Below are 19466 nucleotides of genomic sequence, written 5' to 3'. Positions count from 1 at the left end.
GAAGGAGTGCAGTCCCGTCGAGCCGCTTCCTCTCAACCCACGGTCTTGAGCTTCGCGCGGATACTGATCGCTTCGGCCGATGACGCGACGGCGGAGTTTGTCGACCGGAAGCTGCGGGAGTGGGGCTATGCGCCGGACCGGGTAATCGACGGCGCGGAGGCGGTCCGCATCCTGACTGAGGGCGACACGCCTCGAATCGCTTTTCTGGATATGACGTTAACCGGCATCTCCGGCCTCGAGGTAGCTGCGAGGGTTCATCACCGCGAGTTCGAGCGTCCGGTCTGGAAGCTGTTGATGAGTGACGACGTTGACCTCTCGATGATCTCCGACGCCCGCGATGCCGGTGTGGACGATCTGGTCTTGAAGCCGCTGGACCCGGTCGACTTACGCATTCGCTTGACGGTGGCCGAGCGGGTGCAGGCGCTGCTCAATCAGCTCGATTCCGAGGCGCAGGCGGCACGCTTTCATGCCAAGCATGACAAGCTGACCGGGCTGTGGAACCGGGAGTCGCTGCTGCGCATGCTCGCGGCTGAAACCGACCGGGCGCAACGTACAGGGAGTCCGCTGGCCCTGGTGCTGCTGGATCTCGATCACTTCTCCCGCGTAAACCGGGATTACACCTATGAGGTGGGCGACAAGATTCTGCGAGAGTTGGCGCGCCGCCTCCGCCGCTCCCTGCGGAGTTACGATCTCATCGCCCGGTATGGTGAGGACGAATTTCTGATCGCGCTGCCCGGATGCACCTCGGAGCAGGCCTTCGATCTCGTTCGCAGGGTGAAGCGAGCGATCTTCGGCCGGCCCTTCCGGGCGGGTGTCGATCTGCTGACCATGACCGCCAGCACCGGAATCTCGCACAGCACGGGGCGCTCGCGGCTGACGGTGCTGCGGGAGGTGGAAAGCGCGCTGGATGCAGCGAAGCAGGACGGCCGCAACTGCGAGCGGCTGTTCTCGACGACAGAGACGGAGCCGGTGCAGGAGCGCGGCTCTGCTATGCACCTGGTGCAGGACCGGTCTACGAAGGGTTAAAGAATTCTCGTAGAGCACCGGCCCTGATCACGTCGATGCTGACAGATTGCGGATTCGCAAGATTCGTGGCGCTGCGAGCAAACTGCAGGTCCTTCGACTCGCTGCGCTCGCTCAGGATGACAAGTGAATGTTTGGCGATAGTTGGCTTTGTTATCGAAGCCTAATCATCGTCATCGTCCTTATGCGGTGTATGGGGATGCAGAATCATCGCCGGCACCGGCTTCGATCCCATGGCATCTTTCCAGAGGATGACGTTCAGCTTGCGTGGGTCGGCCCGGTCTTCATGGGTGAAGTCCATCTTGCTTGACTCCTTGGCGCCCTCAGCCTTCGCAACGTTCGCGGTGTAAATCAGTTTATTGTCGCGATTGGTGTAGTCGGCGGTGTAGGCGGGCTGATTCCCTTCTCCGGCGAAGAGCGGCGCGATCAGCGGGGCAAAGGCGTCGTTGTTGTTCATCGGAGGAATGCCGAGCAGGTCTTCCATGGTGTGCAGCACGCTGACCGTGGTGTAGAAGTTGTGGTCGACGGTCGGATCGGCGGCCCGTGGAGAATACTTGCTGACCACCAGAGCGATGGAGCGGTGAGCGTCGACGTGGTCCGCGCCGTCCTGGGCGTCGTCTTCAAGGATGAAGAATGCAGTGTCGTCCCAATAGGGGCTGTTCGCGATGGCTTCGACCGCGCGGCCTACGGCGAGGTCGTTGTCCGCGACCGAGGCGCGCGGAGTTGGCGAGCCGGGACGGGTTCCGGCGGTGTGGTCGTTGGGCAAGCGCAGCATGACGAAGGCCGGCATATTGTCGTGCCCCGCTTTGCGTTCCTCGACCCAACTGTTGAAGTGAGTCAGGAATTCGTTGACGCGAAGCTGATCGGGAAAGCTGAGATTGAAGTCTGGATACTGCGGATCGAAGTTGCCTTCGAGCTCAGGCTTGGTCGCGACATTGCGATAGATGAGCGGAATGTTCCAGGGATAAGGGCTCTTACCTCCGCCGTAGTTTGCCGGAACATCCTCGCCCGGCTTGATGTAGGCGGTGGGGCAGAAGTGGGTGGGCTCGGGTGTGCCCTCGAGAGGAGATTTCTCTTTCGGTGCCTCGCCTGAGTCGTCGCAGAACTTGGTGGAGACAAATTCTCCGAAGTGGTAAAGGGTCTTGCCGTTTTTGGCGAGATCGGTCCAGAGATATCCGCTGGCCGGCTCGTTTATATCGGGAATCTTCTCCTGGATCGGGTAGCCGTTCTGCACCACGCCTTCGAAGTCATAAGTGCGCTCGCGGCCGCGGTAGGACTGCTGCCAGTCGCGCTCGGTGTAATCGCTGGTGATGCCGGCGGTCGACCAGACATGCCCGTCGCCGGAGACCTCGCCCGAGTCGTAGAAATTGTCGAGGACGCCGAACTGCAGCGCCAGCTTGTGCAGGTTCGGAGTGACGGCCGCGCCATACATGGTGAGTGAGGAATCGCCGTCGCCGACCTTGTGACTGCCCGCCTCGAGGTCGCCGAAGATCTGATCGTAGGTGCGATTCTCCTTGATGATGTAGATCACATGGTGAATCGGATTACTTCCCGACGGATTGCTGGACGACTCGGCAAAGGGGATGTGCGTCTGCGCCGCCTGCATCAGGTTGCTGGCCATCACCTGCCGGGTCAGCTCGGGTAGATCTTTCTGCGCTTCGTTGCGGTCGATGGTGGCGAGCGATCCATGCAGCAGGGTCGCGATGTAGGTGTGCGGCCGCTGCGTGCGCGCCGGCTGGTTGGCTACGGGATGGGCCGGTTCCGGTTGGGGAGCGACGTTCGGGCCAGTTCCCTGTCCTTTGCCAGTGGCTACATAGAGCTTGTCGCCCTTTACGGTCATCGCCGAGGGATACCACTCGGTGGGGATGAAGCCCACAGCCTGCTCCGGAGCACCAACCTGGCTGGCCGGTTTGGTGCGGAAGACAGCGATGGCGTCCGAACCGGAGTTGGCCGCGTAGAGCGTCTGCCCGTCAGAGGAGACAGCGACTGCGTCCGGCATGGCTCCGAAATAGCGCTGGCCGGGCAGCCGCGAATCATACAAGCGCACCAGCCGCATGTTTTTTCCGCCAAGGCTGACCGCGGCGATGGCATCGCGATTGGCCAGTGCCACGTACAGCGTCTTCTCGTCCGGGCTGAAGGCCATGGCGCAGGGATGCGAGCTGGGCAGGATCTCCGACGACGCAGGCAGCAGCGCCACTTTACCTGTAATCTTCCCTGCGCGCAGATCGAGCTCGGCAACGGCAGACTCATTCCACAGAGCGACAAAGGCGCGGTGTCCGTCTCTGGTTACGGCGATAGCAATGGGGTAGGACGATGGCACGACAGGATGGCTGGCCAGGTCGAAGCGGGTGAGCACCTTGCCGGATGCGGGGTCGACCAGCAGAACATCGTCGGAGAATTCGTCCGCGACCAGCAGCTTCTCCTGCCCGTCATCGCCCTTGAAGACGGCGAGGCCGGTAGGCAGCGGGTTGGCGACCCCGTCGGGTAATGGTTTGCCGACTTCATTCTGGGTGCGGCCTGCAGCGAGATGCTGAAGCGGGACGGGAATCAGACGGCCGGGCTTCAGCGCGCCATCGGTGAGGCTGTAAACGGCAATGGCGTTGCCGGTCTGCGTTGGCGTGCCTCCCTCGGGCGCGGAGAGAGAGTCGAAGCTGACGTAGACGTGCGAGCCGTCGAGCGAAAAGGCTACGCCGGAGTACATGGTCTGCGACGCGCCGACGAGGGTGCGCTGATCGGGAAAGTCCGCCAGCTTGCCGGTGGTCGTGTCGAGGATGGCGATGGACTGCGAGTAGTCGGAGTCCGGTGTTCCGTATCCCGCATTGACCAGCGCCAGATAACGCCCGTCGGGCGACCAGGCTGTGCCCATCGGCAGGCTGTTCAGCCGCGCCGGCGATCCGGGAACCGGCTGCACAATCTGTTTGCTGGTGGGCAGATTGATGGCCTGGCCGGCGTTCTGGGCAGAAAGCGAAAGAGAAAGGACAGCAATTGCGAGGCAAGCGGCCAGGCGCGGCGGCAACAAACGGAGCAAAAGCCGGGCGGGGTGGGAGTGCATACGATTCATGGTCTGCGGAAGAGGTTAACAAACGATGAAGGTGCATCGCACTGGGTGCACTCGATGTTCGCCGGCAGCGCGTGCAACGGCCCTCGCGCCGCCAACATTGTTTTTTCACAGACAGCTGGCCTTTTTAATCTTGCGCTCTCATGACGGACTGCACTAGCGTGTCTTTGCTGAACGTTGGGGGGCGAGCTTGTCCTTCGTCCTTCCCTTACCCCGCCTCACAGAGGAGATCTGCAATGTCCGACAAGGTAAACAAATTCGTCTGGTACGACCTGATGACCAGCGATATCAAGGCGGCGGCGACCTTCTACGGCAAGGTTGCCGGATGGGGCTCGATGGACTCGGGGATGGTCGAGCGTCCCTACCACCTCTTCACCATGGGCGCGACGATGATTGCCGGGCTGATGCCGATTCCTCCCGACGCTGCAGGTGCGTCGCCAGCATGGATGGGCTATCTCGGCGTCGACAATGTGGATGCCTACGCGGCGAAAGTCACGGGAGCGGGCGGGAAGGTTCTTCGCGCTCCGGAAGACATTCCGAATGGAGTGGGGCGGTTTGCCATCGTGGCCGATCCCCACGGGGCCACTTTTGCGCTGTTCGCGGCCAACGCTGGAGACCCTCCGGCAGAAGCGGGAAACGCACCCGGACGTATCGGCTGGCATGAGCTGCATGCCGGCGATCTGGACACCGCCTGGGAGTTTTATTCGGGGCTGTTTGGGTGGGGCAAGACGGAAACGATCGACATGGGGCCGATGGGAAGCTATCAAATCTTTTCGACGGGCGGTAATCCGGTGGGCGGCGTGATGACGAAGATGCCGCAGAGTCCGGCGCCTTTCTGGCTCTACTACTTCAATGTCGACGCCATCGACGCGGCTATCGAGCGCATCAAGGATGCCGGCGGCCAGGTTACGAACGGTCCTCATCAGGTGCCGGGCGGACTCTGGATCGTACAGGCATTGGATCCGCAGGGAGCGTTGTTCGCACTGGTGGCGCCGCAGCGCTGATCGAAGCCGTATCTGCTGGAAACGGTAGCACTTCCGGGTTACATCGACGGCGGAATGCTTTTGATTCCATTGCCATTACAAAAGTCTTACACATGGGGACGGCGCTTCACTGATACGGTCATTTCAGGTATTCACCGTACGGGAGAAGTCTCACCTCATGCCAATCGATTTGCTCGAAGAATCCTCCACAGCCACCACCCCAGCTCCGAAACGGACGGCTGCGGAAACCAAGGCGCAGTTCGCATTGGGGCGGCAGGCGCAAAGTGGACGGATCAGCGTCATCACTACCGTCTTCATGGTGCTCTTTCATATCGGCGCGGTAGCAGCGCTGTTCATGTTCTCGTGGAAGGCCTTGATCTGCACCGTGGTGTTGTGGATCTATGCTTCGAACGTCGGCATCGGCATGTGCTATCACCGGCTGCTGACGCATCGCGGCTACAAGGTTCCCAAGTGGCTGGAGTATTTCATGACCATCGGCGCGACGCTGTCGCTCGAAGGCGGACCGATCTTCTGGGTGGCCACGCATCGCGTCCACCATCAGCTCTCCGATCATGAGGGCGACCCGCACACTCCGAAAGAAGGCGGCTGGTGGGCTCACATGGGCTGGATCATCTGCGGCGTCTCCATGCACGCCGAGACGGCCATGCTCACCCGCTACGCACCGGACCTGGCTCGCGACAAGTTCCACGTTTGGCTGAGCAAGTATCACTGGGTGCCGATGGTGGTTGTCGGCCTGGGCCTGCTGGCGATTGGCGGATGGTCCTGCGTGATGTGGGGCATCTTCCTGCGCGTGACTCTCGGCCTGCACGCCACCTGGCTGGTCAATTCGGCGACGCACATGTGGGGATCGCGCCGCTTCGAGACCAAAGACGACTCGCGCAACAGTTGGTGGGTAGCCATGCTGACCGGCGGCGAGGGATGGCACAACAATCACCACGCGCATCCGGTTTCGGTTCGTCATGGCCTGGCGTGGTACGAGCTCGACCAGAACTATCTCGGCATCCTTCTGCTCAAAAAGCTCGGATTGGCCAAAGATCTGAAGCTGGCGCAATATGACCCGCATGATCCCAAGCCCGCAGGAGTAGCGTAAAAGCAGGGTTTAGGGATCAGGGGGTAGGGTTTAGAAAAAACACCACTCCTAGTGCTGTTTTGCGGCTTCTCATAATTGGATCGCCCGCCCCGGTACACTTTCGGTGCGGGCGTTTTCTTTGCGGCGAACATTTCCCTGCGATAAAAAACGGCGGCTGAAAGCGTCAATGAGAGTCAGCGGACGAAGACGAAACATGGTGCTGTTCATCGTGCTGGGCAGTTGCCTGGTCGGGGTGGCGGTCACCTTAAATGTCGGATGGATCATCCTGAACTGGCGGCGGCTGGTGCCGCTGGTGGTGGGAATTCCCTTCTTCGCGCTGCTCATCGCCGGCGTGGCTTTGAACACTATCTTTCTGGTGCGCGAGGTGCGGCGAAACGAACGGCACGACGCCTTCCTCAACGCCGTCACCCATGAGCTGAAGACGCCAATCGCCTCCATCCAGCTTTATCTCGAGACGCTGGAGCGTCGCGAGCTGCCGCAGGACAAGCGGCTCGAGTTTTACAAGATCATGCGCGAGGACAGTGACCGGCTACTGGCCACCGTCGAGCAGGTTTTGAAGGCCGGCGAAGTTGGACAGAGCTCCCGCAAGCAAGTGCGGATTCCCGTCGACATGCGGCAGCTGGCGGAGCAGTGCGTGGAGATGACCCGTTCCAGAAGTCACCTGGCAGGCGCCGATCAAAAAGCGCCGGGCATCGTCTTCGAATCCATCGAGCCTGAGACGCCGGCTATCGTGCGCGGCAGTCCCGAAGAGCTGCAGACGGTGGTGCTGAACCTGTTGAACAATGCGGTGAAGTACTCACCGAACGAGATGAATATCCGGGTCACGCTGCGCGTCCAGGGCGATGCCTGGGTGATGCTGAGCGTCAGCGATTCCGGCATCGGCATTCCTCCCGCGCATCTGAAAAGGATATTCAAACGCTTCTATCGCGTGCCGACACGCAGCGTACTCAAGACCAAGGGCACGGGGCTGGGACTATTCCTGGTGCGCACGATCGCGCGCCAGCATGGCGGCGATGCCTTCGCAGCCAGTCCCGGCGAGGGTAAGGGCGCGACGTTTAGCGTGCAGCTGCCTCGCCTGCTGACGCCGCGGGACCAGGAGGCATCGTGACCGAAGCGAATCGCATTTTGATCGTCGAAGACGAAGCGCACCTGGCGCAGGGCTTGCTCTTCAACCTGCAGGCGGAGGGCTACGAGGTCGCCATCGATGGCGATGGCGAGGCGGCGCTGGCGAGGCTGGCGCGGGAGACATTCGACGCGGTGTTGCTCGACGTGATGCTGCCCGGGATCAGCGGCTTCGACGTGGTCGCCGAGCTGCGGGCGCGCAAAAGCTTCGTGCCGGTGCTGATGCTGACGGCGCGAGGGCGTCCTGAAGATGTTTTGAAGGGATTCGAGGCGGGCGCGGACGACTATCTGCCCAAGCCCTTCGATCTGTCGATACTTTTGGCTCGATTGAAGGGCCTGCTACGGCGGATGAAGTGGCATCGTCCTCCAGAAGAGAGCCCCGCGCCGCCGGAAGAGCTCTCCAGGTTCACATTCTCGGGGCGCACCATTGATTTCGAAGGTCTGGAACTGACGGCAGGCGGCCGCATGATCCGGCTGACACTGATGGAAGCCGATCTGCTGCGCTACCTGGTACGCAACCAGGGCCGCACTATCTCCCGGAAAGAGCTGCTGGAGCAGGTGTGGCGGCTGCGCGACGACACCGACACGCGCGCCATCGACAACTTCATCGTGCGCCTGCGGCGTTACATCGAAGATGAGCCTTCTCAGCCGCGTTATCTGCAGACGGTGCGCGGGATTGGGTATCGTTTTTTTGCTGACGGAGCCTGAGGGACTGGCCGTCCAGGCAATTGCGCCTTCGGCGCCTGATCCGTAGTTGTAACGGCGAATGTGTATCCACATCTCAGACGCGAGATGTGGAGCACCTGGTGTCTTTGGACGCTGACCGAAGATCTCATATCAATAACAAAGCAATACCTACGCGACATCATTCGAAGCGTAGCGAAGAATATCGACGATGCTGCGACAAACATGGCTGAGATTCTTCCTCCCTTCGGTCGTCAAAATGACATTCGAGCCGGTGGGCACGCCGATGTTTGAGCGGATGGATTCCTGTCCTGTCTCAAATAGCGCGATACACTGAGAACGGACCGACGTTTGTGCGCATTCTTACTCGATACATCCTCAAGGAAGTGCTCTCTCACGCTCTGATTGGCGGGGCGCTTTTTACGTTTGTGCTCTTCATGCGCGACCTGCCCCATCTGCTGGAGCTGGTGGTGCGCAACAGCGCGTCGCTCGGTCTGGTCATCGAGATATTTCTGCTCACCTTGCCGAACATGTTCACGGTCACCATTCCCATGGCCGTGCTGGTCGGCATTCTGCTCGGACTGAGCCGTTTGGCGGCGGACAGCGAGATCACGGCGATGCGCGCCTCGGGCGTGGGCGTGTGGACGTTTGTTGCGGTGGTCGGCCTGGTGTCCATTACCGGATGGGGCGTGGGTTTGGCGAACACCCTTTACTTCGCTCCCAAAGCCTCGGCGACAACCATCAATCTCGAATCCGAGCTGCTGAATGCGCAGGCCTCCTATGAGGTTCAGCCGCGGGTTTTCTACGAGGATTTCAAGAATTACGTACTCTATGTCGAGAATGTGCGTCCGGCCTCGGGTGCAACCAACTGGCGGCAGATCTTTCTAGCCGATCTCTCCGATCCCAATGCGCCCAAGGTCACCACTGGCGCCGTAGCCACGGTCGTCAATCGCAAGGATGAAGGTGCGGTGATGCGCCTGCGCGACGGCACCGAACACCAGATCCAGACCGACGATCCCGACCACTACACCGTCTCCACATTTTCGCAGACCGATCTTCCGCTGCAGCTGACGACGCAGGAGGACACGCACGCTACGCGAAGTGACGCGCCGATTCTGGCCATGTCGAATCGCGAACTGCTTGCCCACTCGCACCTCAAGGGCGGCCAGTGGTATCTGATCGAGCTGCATAAGCGCTTTGCTTATCCGGCGGCGTGCCTGGTGCTCATGCTGGTGGGCGTTCCACTCGGACTTTCCTCGAAGCGGGGAGGCAAGAGCGCAGGATTCGTCCTGACCATTGTCCTGGTCTTCATCTATTACTTTCTCTCCTCGACCGGGACGGCGCTAGCCCGGCAGAACAAGGTATCGGCTGCGGTCGGAGTATGGGCAGCCAATGTGCTCTTCGCGGCCTGCGGCATCTTCCTGCTGCGGCAGATGTCGACGGGCGGAGCGGCTCTCGCGGCATTGACTTCGATCGGAAGCTGGTTCAAGTCATCGGCCAAGAGCGATACCCAGGAAACGGTTCAGCGTCCAGCGGCGATCAAACCCAGGGCGACGCGCGGGCGCTTCCCGCTGATTCTCGACGAATATGTGCTCCGGGAATTTCTGACCACGTTCGCCATGGTACTGGTCACCTTCGTGATGCTGATGCTGGTCTTCACCTTCTTCGAGCTGCTCGGAGACATCATCCGTAACCGCACGGCGCTGGTGACGGTCGGCGAGTACCTGATCAACCTGACGCCTAGCATGATCTACACCATTACGCCGCTGAGTGTGCTGATTGCAGTGCTGGTGGTCTTCGGGTTGTTCAACCGGTCGAGCGAACTGACGGCGATGAAGGCCTCCGGCATTAGTCTTTATCGCATCGTGCTGCCAGTGATGGTGATCGCATGCCTGCTGGCTGTATCGCTCTTCGTCTTCGACGAAGTTTATCTGCCCAAGGCCAACCGGCGGCAGGAGGCCTTGCGCAACGTAATCAAAGGCCGGCCGGCGCAGACCATGGAGCATCCGGGACAGAACTGGATTTTCGGCCAGCAGGAGCCGGGCAAGCCGGGCCGCATCTTCTATTACGAATATTTCGACGCCGACCAGGATTCCTTCGGGAACATCACCATCTTCGAATTCAACCCCGAGACCTTCTCGATCACGCAGCGCATCTACGCTTCGAACGCCCACTGGGAGCCGACGCTGCACAAATGGGCCTTCGAACATGGATGGGTGAGGACCTTCGATGGCGACGAGATCAGCAGCTACAAGCAGTTTGAGCTGAGCACCTTCCCGGAGATCCAGGAGCGGCCGCAATATTTCAAGAAAGAGGTGCGGCTGTCGTCGGAGATGAGCTTCCAGGAGCTCTCCGCGTACATCCGCGACCTGCGCCAGAGCGGTTTCGACACTATGCGGCTGCGCGTGCAGCTGAATCGTAAGCTGGCTTATCCCATCATTACGATGGTGATGGCGGTGCTGGCGGTTCCCTTCGCGTTGTCCATGGGCAAGCGGGGGTCGCTGGCGGGCATCGGCGTTGCGATCGGTGTGGCGATTACGTACTTCGTTGTCGATGGCACATTCGAGGCCATGGGAAATGTGAATCTATTGCCGGCGTTTCTTGCGGCGTGGTCTCCGGACGTGCTGTTTGCGCTGGCCGGTGGCTATTTATTGCTGCGGTCGTCGACGTAGTCCCACATCTCAAACGCGCCCATCGAGTATCCGCGAAGTGTCACAGGCTCGAACGACGGCGTTCTTTAGACGCCCTGGAAGGTTGATTCACGGATGTTTCAGCGACTGAAGCCGCTTCTGCCGTACATGCGACGCTACTCGCGCAGCTACGTGCGGGGCGGCGTGGTTACTGTGCTGTCGAATGCCGTGTGGATTTTCTTTCCCAAGGCGATCGGCAGCGCCATCGACGACCTCAATCATGGCGTGACGCAGCGGAAGATCATGCTTTACGCCGGTCTGCTGTTGGCCATCGCCCTGGCCAAGGGCGTCTTTCTCTTCTTCACGCGCTGGATCTTGATCGGCATCTCCCGCGAGATCGAATTCGACCTGCGCAACGATCTCTTCCTGCAGCTGGAAAAGCAGCCTGCCGTTTATTACCAGCATCGGCGCACCGGCGACATTATGGCGCGCATGACCAACGACCTAAATGCAGTGCGCATGCTGCTGGGGCCGGCGATCATGTACAGCGCCAACACGCTGCTCTTCTCAATGGGCGCGCTTTATTTCCTGCTGCGCATCAGCCCCATGCTGACATTGATCGCTCTGGTTCCGCTGCCGCTGGCCAGCGTCCTGGTTCAGACCATGGGCCGCAAGATCCACGAGCGCTTCGAGCGCATTCAGGCCATGTATTCCGACATCTCGGCGCAGGCGCAGGAGAATTTTTCAGCCGCGCGGCTGGTCCGGGCCTTCGCTCAGGAAGAGGCGCAGAAGGAAGCCTTCGAACAATCGAACCAGGAGTACATCCGGCGCGGGCTGCGCCTTGTTCAGTTGATGGGCATGCTGTGGCCGACGCTCGAATTCATGCTCGGCCTGGCCATGGTCATCGTGCTGCTGGTCGGCGGACATGAAGTTCTCTCGCACCGCATCAGCGTAGGTAACTTCGCCGCATTCGCCACCTACACGCTGATGCTCACCTGGCCCATCATTGCGCTGGGATGGGTGGTGAATCTCTTCGAGCGCGGCACCGCGTCGGTCACCCGCATTCATGAATTGCTGGCTGAAGAGCCGACAATCGACGACCGCGATGCGAATATCGAATTGGCCGGCGACCATGTCATTCGCGGCGAGATCGAGTTTCGTCACCTCACTTTCACTTATGGCGAAGCGTCTTCGCAATCTGTGCTCCGCGATATTTCGCTGACCATTCCCGCCGGATCGAGCCTGGCGCTGGTGGGGCCGACGGGCGCGGGCAAGTCCACGCTGGTGAACCTGATTCCCCGCATCTACGATGCACCGCCCGGCTCCGTTTTCATCGATGGACGCCCGGTGCGTGAGTATCCGCTGGACGTGCTGCGCGAGAGCATCGGATTTGTGCCGCAGGAGACGTTCCTGTTCAGCGAGACCATCCGCGAAAATATCCTGCTGGGCGCGCCGGATGCCTCGCCCGAGCAGATGTTGAGCGCAGCCGAGGCGGCGCATATTCGCAAGGAATTCGAGGAATTCCCGCACGGCTTCGAGACCACGGTCGGCGAACGTGGACTCACCCTCTCCGGCGGCCAGAAGCAGCGGTCGGCATTGGCTCGCGCGCTGGTGCGCGACCCGAAGATTCTGATCCTCGACGATGCCCTGGCCAGCGTGGACACCTACACCGAGGAACGCATCCTCGAAGAGCTTCGCCAGCGGATGCAGGGACGGACGACCATCCTGATTTCGCATCGCGTCTCCACGGTGCGCAACGCCGATCGCATCGCAGTGCTGGCCGGCGGCCGCGTCGCCGAACTGGGAACGCATGAGGAGCTGCTGCTGCGCGGTGGATACTATGCGGGGCTGTATGAGAAACAGCAGCTTGAGGAAGAGCTGGCTGGCGCTCGCTAGCGATTTTCCGCGACGGAGGGAGGGAGGGGCTTCGGCCCATCCACAACGATTAGAAGGTGAGAGGCTTTAGCCTCTGAGGTATAGGCACAGCATACGCAGTCGAGGTCGGTTTCCGCTGCAGAATGTTGGTTTCGGCAAAACGAATCTGCAATGCCGTCTAATCTAGTTGGGCGCAAGCGGATGGCGCTATGGTTTACTTTTAGGTAGCGAGAGCAGTCTGTAGAGAAAAGCAGTTTCGGGAGCAGCGATGAAGCGCATTCTTATTACTCTGGCTCTGGGCCTGGTTACCGCCGCCGGATACGCCCAGTGGTCCAACCCGGTCGACGATGTCCCTGCCTATCATCCGGCTGCGCCCGCCAAAGAAGCCAAGCTGCCTCCGATCCTCGCCGGCGCTGAGCTTACCGGGCCGAACTTCCACTATCCGTGGCAGGTTGAGGTCTATAAAGAAGCGGCGCAGATACCCAAGGTGCTCTATCAGCTTCCCTGCTACTGCCACTGCGACCGCGCGCTCGGCCACACCAGCCTGCACAGCTGCTTCTCCGGGACGCATGGAGCTGAATGCTCCACCTGCGCGAAGGAAGGCGCCTACGCCTACAGGATGACCAAGCTGGGCAAGACGCCAGCGGAGATTCGCGCCGGTATCGAGCACAAGGATTTCGAGCAGATCGATTTGGACGCGTTGGGCTCTAAGAGCAGCGAAAAGGCGGGTAGCTGAAGGGCGGTTGGCTAAAAAACGGGTCGCTGAACCCCGGTTAGCCGAAAACTGGGTGCCCCACATCTCTATTTTGAGATGTGAGATTCCATTGCACTTCGGCAGTTACTTCTCCTCATCACAGGCTATATGCTACGTTAGTCAATTGTGTTCCAGCTCAGACCGGAAAAAGATAAGCTCTATTACGGCGACTGCCACGCTGTCCTACAGCGCTCAGTTCCCGGCAAATCGGACGACCTCGTCTATCTCGATCCCTCCTTGAACTCCCTTCATGACTACGTCGAATTAAAGCGTGCCCTCGAGGAAGTTGGATCGATCTATCTCCATTGCGATTCCACAGAACAAGCGTTTTACGTACATTGCTAGAATTTTGAGAAGAGTTTCGATGCAAGCAAAACAACGCCGAAGCCGCGAAGAGATACTAGAGTCATTCAAGGCCTGTGCCGCTCAGTTTGGCCGAACACCAAGTGAAGAAGCATTTGAAGAACTGACGGGAATCAAGGCTTCAGAAGTTCGTTATTACTGGCCGAAACCCTCCGCTCTAGCTGAAGAAGCTGGCTTACAACCCAACGAATGGCTTGTTGATAAGCTTTCTGACTCAGAAGTTTTTGCAGGCTTCGCGCAAATATGCCTTCATCTCACAAAAATTCCTAGCTCTCCAGAACTTAGAATTGCACAGAGAGAGCTGAAGACCAGAGCAGCATCAGCTTATAAACGATTTCCCGGCGGTAGGGGAGAATTTCGGACACGTTTCCACGCCTGGCTGCAAGACGCGCCGCTGGAACTGCAACCTATACTAAAATTTGATGGCTGGTCTCTGCCAAAACAAAATAGCGGAACTAAACGTAGTGACGCTATAACCGAAATAACTCCACCGCATCCAGGGTTGCGCCCATTCTTACCGGCGGCGCTTCAATACCTGCATGTCCTTGCCCGTGGAGATAGACCTCCCTTCGAGCGGCCAGACGCCGAAATCGCAACCCAATTCGAAAGACGCACTGCCGATGCATTTCGGTGCTTGGGGTTCGAGGTTAAGCCGATGGGACAGGGCACAGGACGAAAGGCGGACTCGTTGGCGGCTGCGCCGCGCGAGCGTTTTGGATTGATCATCGATGCTAAAGTACGTTCGGCCGGCTACGTTTTAGGAACAGAAGATCGGAAATTTCTGGAGTATGCCAATTACCATGGCAGAGAGCTTCAGCGCCAAGGATTGGACAGACTCTATTTCATCGTTGTGGGACCCTCATTTAGGGAAAGCGACCTTAAAAAGCTCACGGAAAATCTCTCGGACTCACCCATCAGAAATATCATTCTCATAACGGCGTCGGCTTTGATGCGCATGGTGGAAGAGAGCATTCAGCACCGGAGCACATTCACACTTCTAGATTTGGAAAAGAAATTCTTCGGAAATAAGATAATTTCCGACTAAAGAATCCTATTGATAGCTACTCTTGCCCATACATCCAGATCCTGACCATCCGACAGATTCTCGATGGAATGCAGCCGGAGTCTCCGCTGCATGAGAATAGAAATGCAAAGGGTGTCATGAGACTGGACACCCGAATCAGGCATGCAGTTCAAAATGACCCGAAACGCGGCGCTCATGAGACTATGGCAACCATGATCCGGCGCACGACCTGCTCTCTTTTCCTGTTTCTCTCCATCGCCTGTTTCTGTTCTGCTCAGAACGCTCCTATCGCTCTCACCGGCACCGTCCTTACTCCTTCCGGAGTCGTCGAAAACGGCACGGTGTTGTTCCAGAACGGCAAGATTGTGGCTGTCGGAGAGAAGATTTCTCTTCCTGCGAATACCCGGACCATCGATACACACGGTATCCTCGTCCCCGGCTTCATCGATCTGCACAATCACCTTACCTGGAACGTCTTTCCGCGCTGGAAGCCCATGGAGGAGTTCGGCAGCCGCTATGACTGGCAGCAGAAATCCATCTACAAGGTATTGATGGATGGGCCGCATCATCAGCTGGTCGCCGAAGGCTACGAGTGCGACATGGAGCGATATGCCGAGGTGAAGGCGGTGAGCGAGGGCGAGACCAGCGTGGTGGGCGGCACGCATCAGGACTGCGGCCCGCGGCTGGCGCGCAACCTGGATTTCGATCCGCGCCTGGGCGGCGCCCCTTCCGCGCCTGTCGTCTACAACGTTTTTCCCTTCCAGATGAGCGAAGAGGAGCTGGCCTCGGCTCGTGGGGCGCTCGATCATGGTGGCGCGCTGCTGATCCACGTTGCCGAGGGCGCGCCGAACGATGCCTCCGCTGCCCGTGAGTTCGCGATGCTCAAGGGGCGCGGGCTGCTGCGCAAGGGTGTGTCTGTGATCCACGGCGTTGCGCTCAAGCCCGATGACCTGCGGGAGATGGCCATTGCAGAAACCGGCCTCATCTGGTCGCCGCGCAGCAATCTCGAGCTTTACGGCGGAACAGCGAATGTAGCGGCTGCGAAGGCTGCTGGTGTCGAAATGGCGATCGCTCCCGACTGGAGCCCAACCGGCAGCGACGGCACGCTGGCCGAGCTGAATTTCGCCGCCACCTGGAACGCCGGACAGACACCGCCCGTCTTCACCGATCGCGAGCTGGTGGAGATGGCGACGCGCAACGCCGCTCGACTTGCCGGCATGGAGCACACTCTCGGCAGCTTGGCTCCGGGATACGCTGCGGACATTCTCGTCCTGCGCCCGCACCAGCAGCCCGCGGGTAAAGATGCTTATTGGAGCGCGGTTCACTCCGACGCGCGCGATGTCGCGCTGGTTACGATCGGCGGCGAGGTGATCTACGGCGATGGGAGCGTGATTTCGGAATTCAAGACGGCGCCGGCGATGGATCACGCCACCGTTTGCGGGACGGTCAAGGAGCTTAGCTTCCGTGCAGGCTCGGAGAAACGCGAGACATTTGAGAGCGTCGAGACCCGGCTCGATCGTGCGCTTAGCGAATGGAGCCGCCATCTGGCTCCGCTTGCCGAGTGCAGCCAGTAGCGGGAACTTGCCCAGCGAGCGGCCATAAATCACGCGAAGCAGCGTAGAATAAGAGAAGTCACAGGTAGAGACCCAGAGCAACGGGACTTCCACGATCAGCACAATGTGGGGGCGTCACGGTTTCGACGGGATCGCTTGCGGCAAAGAGGCATGTCGGGGTCTGAGCACCCGTAATCGCTCGGAAAATCACAAGTGCCGAACCTCAATTCGCACTCGCAGCTTAATTAATTAAGTTGCCGTTCTTCGTGGCTTTGCCTGCGGGCCGCGAAAGGACGTCGCACAGCGGGCTGGCTTTCACGACTGGGTACGGGTCATGAAGGCGAGATCCACGGACTAGCAATGCGCGCATCTTGTCCGTTCTGAGCGCGCAAAGCGAAACTTCCGGAACAGGACTGAGCATGGAGCCTCTCTTTGTTGACAACGATTTCGGACGCGGGTTCGACTCCCGCCGCCTCCACCACACCTAAGTCCTTTATTTCCCATACTTAACAATCTGAACTCAAAATCAGGACCGATTTTGTGACCCTTTTGTGACCGTTTTGTGACCACGACGGCCGTTGGGTAGAAAGACGTCCGAAACTTTGACCGAATTTTCCATCCGGGCAAGACTCCCGCTGCACTTCAAGGAGCCTCCCATGGATTCATTCGTGTTCACCCGCCACGCCTCCGATTGCAAGTACAAACGAGACCGCCTCTATCGCCGTTGCAACTGCCCCAAGTGGGTGGAAGCCCGGTTCAACAGTGAGCGCGTTCGCAAGAGTGCCTCGACCCGTCTCTGGGACGAGGCGGAGCAGTTTCGACAGAAGCTCGAAGAGACTCTGGCCAGCGGACGCCCGCTCTCGAGTCTCGACTCAGACCTCACCCCAACAGCCAGCACCTCTGCTCACATCGAAGCCGAGACATCGCCGGAGATGCTCGGCGCAGCCATCGTCCCTTCCTCTGCTCAGCCAGAGCCAGCCCAATCTCCTCTTGCACTGGATGGGGAGATTATTCCGTCAAGCCGTCAGAGGACCAGAGTCACCATCCAGAAGGCCGTTGAGGTCTACATGGCTGACGCGCGCAGCCGGAACCTTCAGACAGACACCGTCAAGAAGCTCGAGCGACTCTTCGAAAAACAGTTCCTGCCGTGGACCAAGACCGAAGGACTCGTGTATCTCGACGAGCTCGACCACAACGCCCTGCTCACCTACCGCACGACCTGGACCGAGGGTATGGTGGTCAAGGCAAAGAAGCAGGACCGGGTCGTGGGTTTCTTCTGGGAATCTTTCAGGCGCGGCTTCATTACCCAGAACCCGGCGCTCTCGCTCAGCAAGATCCGACCGAAGCATATCCCGACCGACTATTTCCCAAGGGACGAGTTCGACAGGATCATCGATGCCATCGTCCTCTATGGCGATCCTCGTGGCGGGTATCTCAGCGTCGAAGACACTCGGACCCGGCTTCACACTCTGACATTGCTCATGCGCTGGAGTGGGCTTCGCATCCGCGATGCGGTCACGCTCGAGCGACATCGCCTTCAGGGCGACAACCTGCTTCTGTATCAGGCGAAGACCGGACAGAGTGTCTACGTTCCGCTTCCGCCTGAAGTCGTCGAAGCTCTTGTGAATATCCCTGAAGGTCCCGTGCCTAACAAGCGATACTTCTTCTGGAGCGGCAATGGTCTTCCTAAGAGCGCTGTCGCCAACTGGCAACGCAGCTTTCGCCGATTATTCCAGCTGGCCGACATTCGAAAGCTCGACGGCCAGAAAAAGCGCTGCCATCCTCACATGTTTCGCGACACTTTTGCGGTCGAGATGCTCCTCGCGGGTGTGCCGATCGATCAGGTTTCGACGCTCCTTGGGCACTCCTCTGTGAAGGTTACCGAGAGACACTACGCCCCATTCGTAAAGGCAAGGCAGCTGCAGCTTCAGGCCAGTGTGCGCGCCGCATGGAAGGTCGGCGAGACGCCCGGTGAAGGCCCCGACAACAACGCGCCTAGAGCTTCACGTTCTGTGGGCAATGGAAAACGACTGGAGTTGGTTGGCGGAGGCAAACCAACATCCAGGATCGCCTGAGGGCGAACTTCACCCGAGCCGGGGCGATCCCATAGCTACATGGGTCGCTCCGACTAAAAACACCAGAGAGCCCGGATGCGAAAATCATGACATTGGCGGACGCCCGACTCTCCAGTTCCTCCAGTTCAGGAGCTTATGACCAGACTGACTCGTTCGCCCATTCCGAAACTGCTGCTCTTCCTGGCTTTAACCTTCGTGATGGCCGGCGTGTATGAGCTCATCTGGCTAAACCGGCCGGACTACTTCCGACTGCAATCCGGAGTGAATGTCCTGCCTCTTGATCTCGAACGCATCGCACTCGCGTACTCAACGTACTCGGACAAAAAGCCCTTACCCGGATTGACGTTGACCCGGGATCAGCAGGACTCAGCGGAGAAGATTGACAAGGTGTACCAGGAGTTTCAGGCCTTGTCCGTCAAGCTTAAAGGCGACGAGGCCGATCTCTCGAAACGAGAGACATCGCTCAAAACGAACTACACGTCATTTGAACGAGCTCAGTGGCAGCAGTACGAGCTGTTCGTGTCGGATAGGCAGGCCCCAGCGAAGGCAAAGTCTGATGCCATTCGGCAACAAATGAATGCGATCCTGGCAGCCAGCAATGCCAAGACCGAGGATGATCTGCCCTCCGGGCCAGCAGCAGTAGCTCATGCGAATCTGGGCGTCCAACTTGCGAAGTCTGAAGCGGAACGAGCCCGAGCAGAGTACGAAGCTCGTGAGTACGGCTTACAGCACCTCACTGAGTTTCAGAAACAACCCGATCAGCAACATTGGATCGAACAAGAGGCCCAAACAAAGTTACTTCGCGACAAAGTTTACCAGGAGCAACTGGCGACCGATCATGCTCACGCAGAGATCTACGATGCATTCGAAGAGTATCGAACAGCCTTACAAAAACGTCTCGGCTACGGTGATTTTCTTTATTTCAGCGTAGGAGCCGCGACCACGGCGACCTTTGGAGATATCTCGCCCAACTCAACGACTGTTCGTCTGCTCGTATGCCTGCAGGTCTTTTGCAGCATCCTCCTCACGGGTCTGTTGGTGAGTGACCTCGCTCGCGAACCAAAGTGACATCCACTGATTCGCCAGCTTGAAGTTGCGAGCGGGCACCTGTTCCCTTCTCCCGTTACTGTCCGCGTTTGACCGAATCCTGATCCTTCAATAGATATATCCCGCGTGATGTCTCTACGATCGCGGCCGCTTTGCTTTTCCAG

13 protein-coding genes and 1 other RNA gene are annotated in these 19466 nt (G+C 59.2%); 13 read left to right on the top strand and 1 reads right to left on the bottom strand.

Annotated elements, in window-relative coordinates; genetic code table 11:
- Positions 1 to 6 precede the first annotated feature (6 nt).
- Positions 7 to 1026, top strand: a complete 1020-nt coding sequence (locus XX99_RS09395; protein ID WP_184084781.1) for a GGDEF domain-containing protein — start codon at positions 7 to 9, stop codon at positions 1024 to 1026.
- Between the two features lie 160 nt (positions 1027 to 1186).
- On the opposite strand, the gene XX99_RS09390 is transcribed toward XX99_RS09395, so the two are convergent.
- Positions 1187 to 4084: a bifunctional YncE family protein/alkaline phosphatase family protein gene (locus XX99_RS09390; RefSeq protein ID WP_231581216.1), complete on the bottom strand. Its 2898-nt coding sequence runs from the start codon at positions 4082 to 4084 to the stop codon at positions 1187 to 1189.
- Between the two features lie 233 nt (positions 4085 to 4317).
- On the opposite strand from XX99_RS09390, the gene XX99_RS09385 reads away from it, so the two are divergent.
- From XX99_RS09385 to XX99_RS09335, 12 genes are all read left to right on the top strand, one after another.
- Entirely contained in the window at positions 4318 to 5085 is a 768-nt protein-coding gene (locus tag XX99_RS09385; protein ID WP_050059084.1) for a VOC family protein, read from the top strand.
- Positions 5086 to 5242: 157 nt separating this feature from the next.
- Entirely contained in the window at positions 5243 to 6175 is a 933-nt protein-coding gene (locus tag XX99_RS09380; protein WP_082125409.1) for an acyl-CoA desaturase, read from the top strand.
- Between the two features lie 193 nt (positions 6176 to 6368).
- A complete protein-coding gene (locus tag XX99_RS09375) occupies positions 6369 to 7283 on the top strand; it encodes a sensor histidine kinase (protein WP_231581215.1) in 915 nt (304 codons plus the stop codon).
- Entirely contained in the window at positions 7280 to 8005 is a 726-nt protein-coding gene (locus XX99_RS09370; protein WP_050059082.1) for a response regulator transcription factor, read from the top strand. Before XX99_RS09375 ends, XX99_RS09370 begins: the two co-directional genes overlap by 4 nt.
- Before the next feature lie 329 nt (positions 8006 to 8334).
- A complete protein-coding gene (lptG, locus tag XX99_RS09365) occupies positions 8335 to 10653 on the top strand; it encodes an LPS export ABC transporter permease LptG (RefSeq protein WP_050059081.1) in 2319 nt (772 codons plus the stop codon).
- Between the two features lie 93 nt (positions 10654 to 10746).
- Complete coding sequence (locus tag XX99_RS09360; RefSeq protein WP_050059080.1) at positions 10747 to 12507, top strand: ABC transporter ATP-binding protein; 1761 nt, start codon at positions 10747 to 10749, stop codon at positions 12505 to 12507.
- 247 nt (positions 12508 to 12754) lie between these two features.
- Positions 12755 to 13222 (top strand): CYCXC family (seleno)protein, encoded by a 468-nt coding sequence (locus tag XX99_RS09355; protein ID WP_050059079.1) that lies wholly within the window; start codon positions 12755 to 12757, stop codon positions 13220 to 13222.
- Between the two features lie 382 nt (positions 13223 to 13604).
- Positions 13605 to 14648, top strand: a complete 1044-nt coding sequence (locus XX99_RS09350; RefSeq protein ID WP_050059078.1) for a hypothetical protein — start codon at positions 13605 to 13607, stop codon at positions 14646 to 14648.
- Between the two features lie 182 nt (positions 14649 to 14830).
- Positions 14831 to 16201 carry an amidohydrolase family protein gene (locus XX99_RS09345; RefSeq protein WP_050059077.1) on the top strand — a complete coding sequence of 457 codons (1371 nt, stop codon included), beginning with the start codon at positions 14831 to 14833 and terminating at the stop codon, positions 16199 to 16201.
- 107 nt (positions 16202 to 16308) lie between these two features.
- Positions 16309 to 16661: a transfer-messenger RNA gene (gene ssrA, locus XX99_RS26690) on the top strand.
- 175 nt (positions 16662 to 16836) lie between these two features.
- On the top strand, positions 16837 to 18255 hold the full coding sequence (locus tag XX99_RS09340; protein ID WP_156185892.1) for a tyrosine-type recombinase/integrase: 1419 nt from the start codon (positions 16837 to 16839) through the stop codon (positions 18253 to 18255).
- A gap of 135 nt (positions 18256 to 18390) precedes the next feature.
- Positions 18391 to 19323 (top strand): potassium channel family protein, encoded by a 933-nt coding sequence (locus XX99_RS09335; RefSeq protein WP_050059075.1) that lies wholly within the window; start codon positions 18391 to 18393, stop codon positions 19321 to 19323.
- Positions 19324 to 19466 lie beyond the last annotated feature (143 nt).

Origin of the sequence: Silvibacterium bohemicum, from assembly GCF_001006305.1 — a bacterium.
GTDB lineage: Bacteria > Acidobacteriota > Terriglobia > Terriglobales > Acidobacteriaceae > Silvibacterium > Silvibacterium bohemicum.
This window is presented reverse-complemented; position numbering and strand designations above follow the sequence as displayed.

Coding starts and splice junctions, on each gene's coding strand:
- XX99_RS09390 (WP_231581216.1), bottom strand. CDS start 4,084: ATGAATCGTATGCACTCCCACCCCGCCCGGCTTTTGCTCCGTTTGTTG.
- XX99_RS09385 (WP_050059084.1), top strand. CDS start 4,318: ATGTCCGACAAGGTAAACAAATTCGTCTGGTACGACCTGATGACCAGC.
- XX99_RS09380 (WP_082125409.1), top strand. CDS start 5,243: ATGCCAATCGATTTGCTCGAAGAATCCTCCACAGCCACCACCCCAGCT.
- XX99_RS09375 (WP_231581215.1), top strand. CDS start 6,369: ATGGTGCTGTTCATCGTGCTGGGCAGTTGCCTGGTCGGGGTGGCGGTC.
- XX99_RS09360 (WP_050059080.1), top strand. CDS start 10,747: ATGTTTCAGCGACTGAAGCCGCTTCTGCCGTACATGCGACGCTACTCG.
- XX99_RS09355 (WP_050059079.1), top strand. CDS start 12,755: ATGAAGCGCATTCTTATTACTCTGGCTCTGGGCCTGGTTACCGCCGCC.
- XX99_RS09350 (WP_050059078.1), top strand. CDS start 13,605: ATGCAAGCAAAACAACGCCGAAGCCGCGAAGAGATACTAGAGTCATTC.
- XX99_RS09345 (WP_050059077.1), top strand. CDS start 14,831: ATGGCAACCATGATCCGGCGCACGACCTGCTCTCTTTTCCTGTTTCTC.
- XX99_RS09340 (WP_156185892.1), top strand. CDS start 16,837: ATGGATTCATTCGTGTTCACCCGCCACGCCTCCGATTGCAAGTACAAA.
- XX99_RS09335 (WP_050059075.1), top strand. CDS start 18,391: ATGACCAGACTGACTCGTTCGCCCATTCCGAAACTGCTGCTCTTCCTG.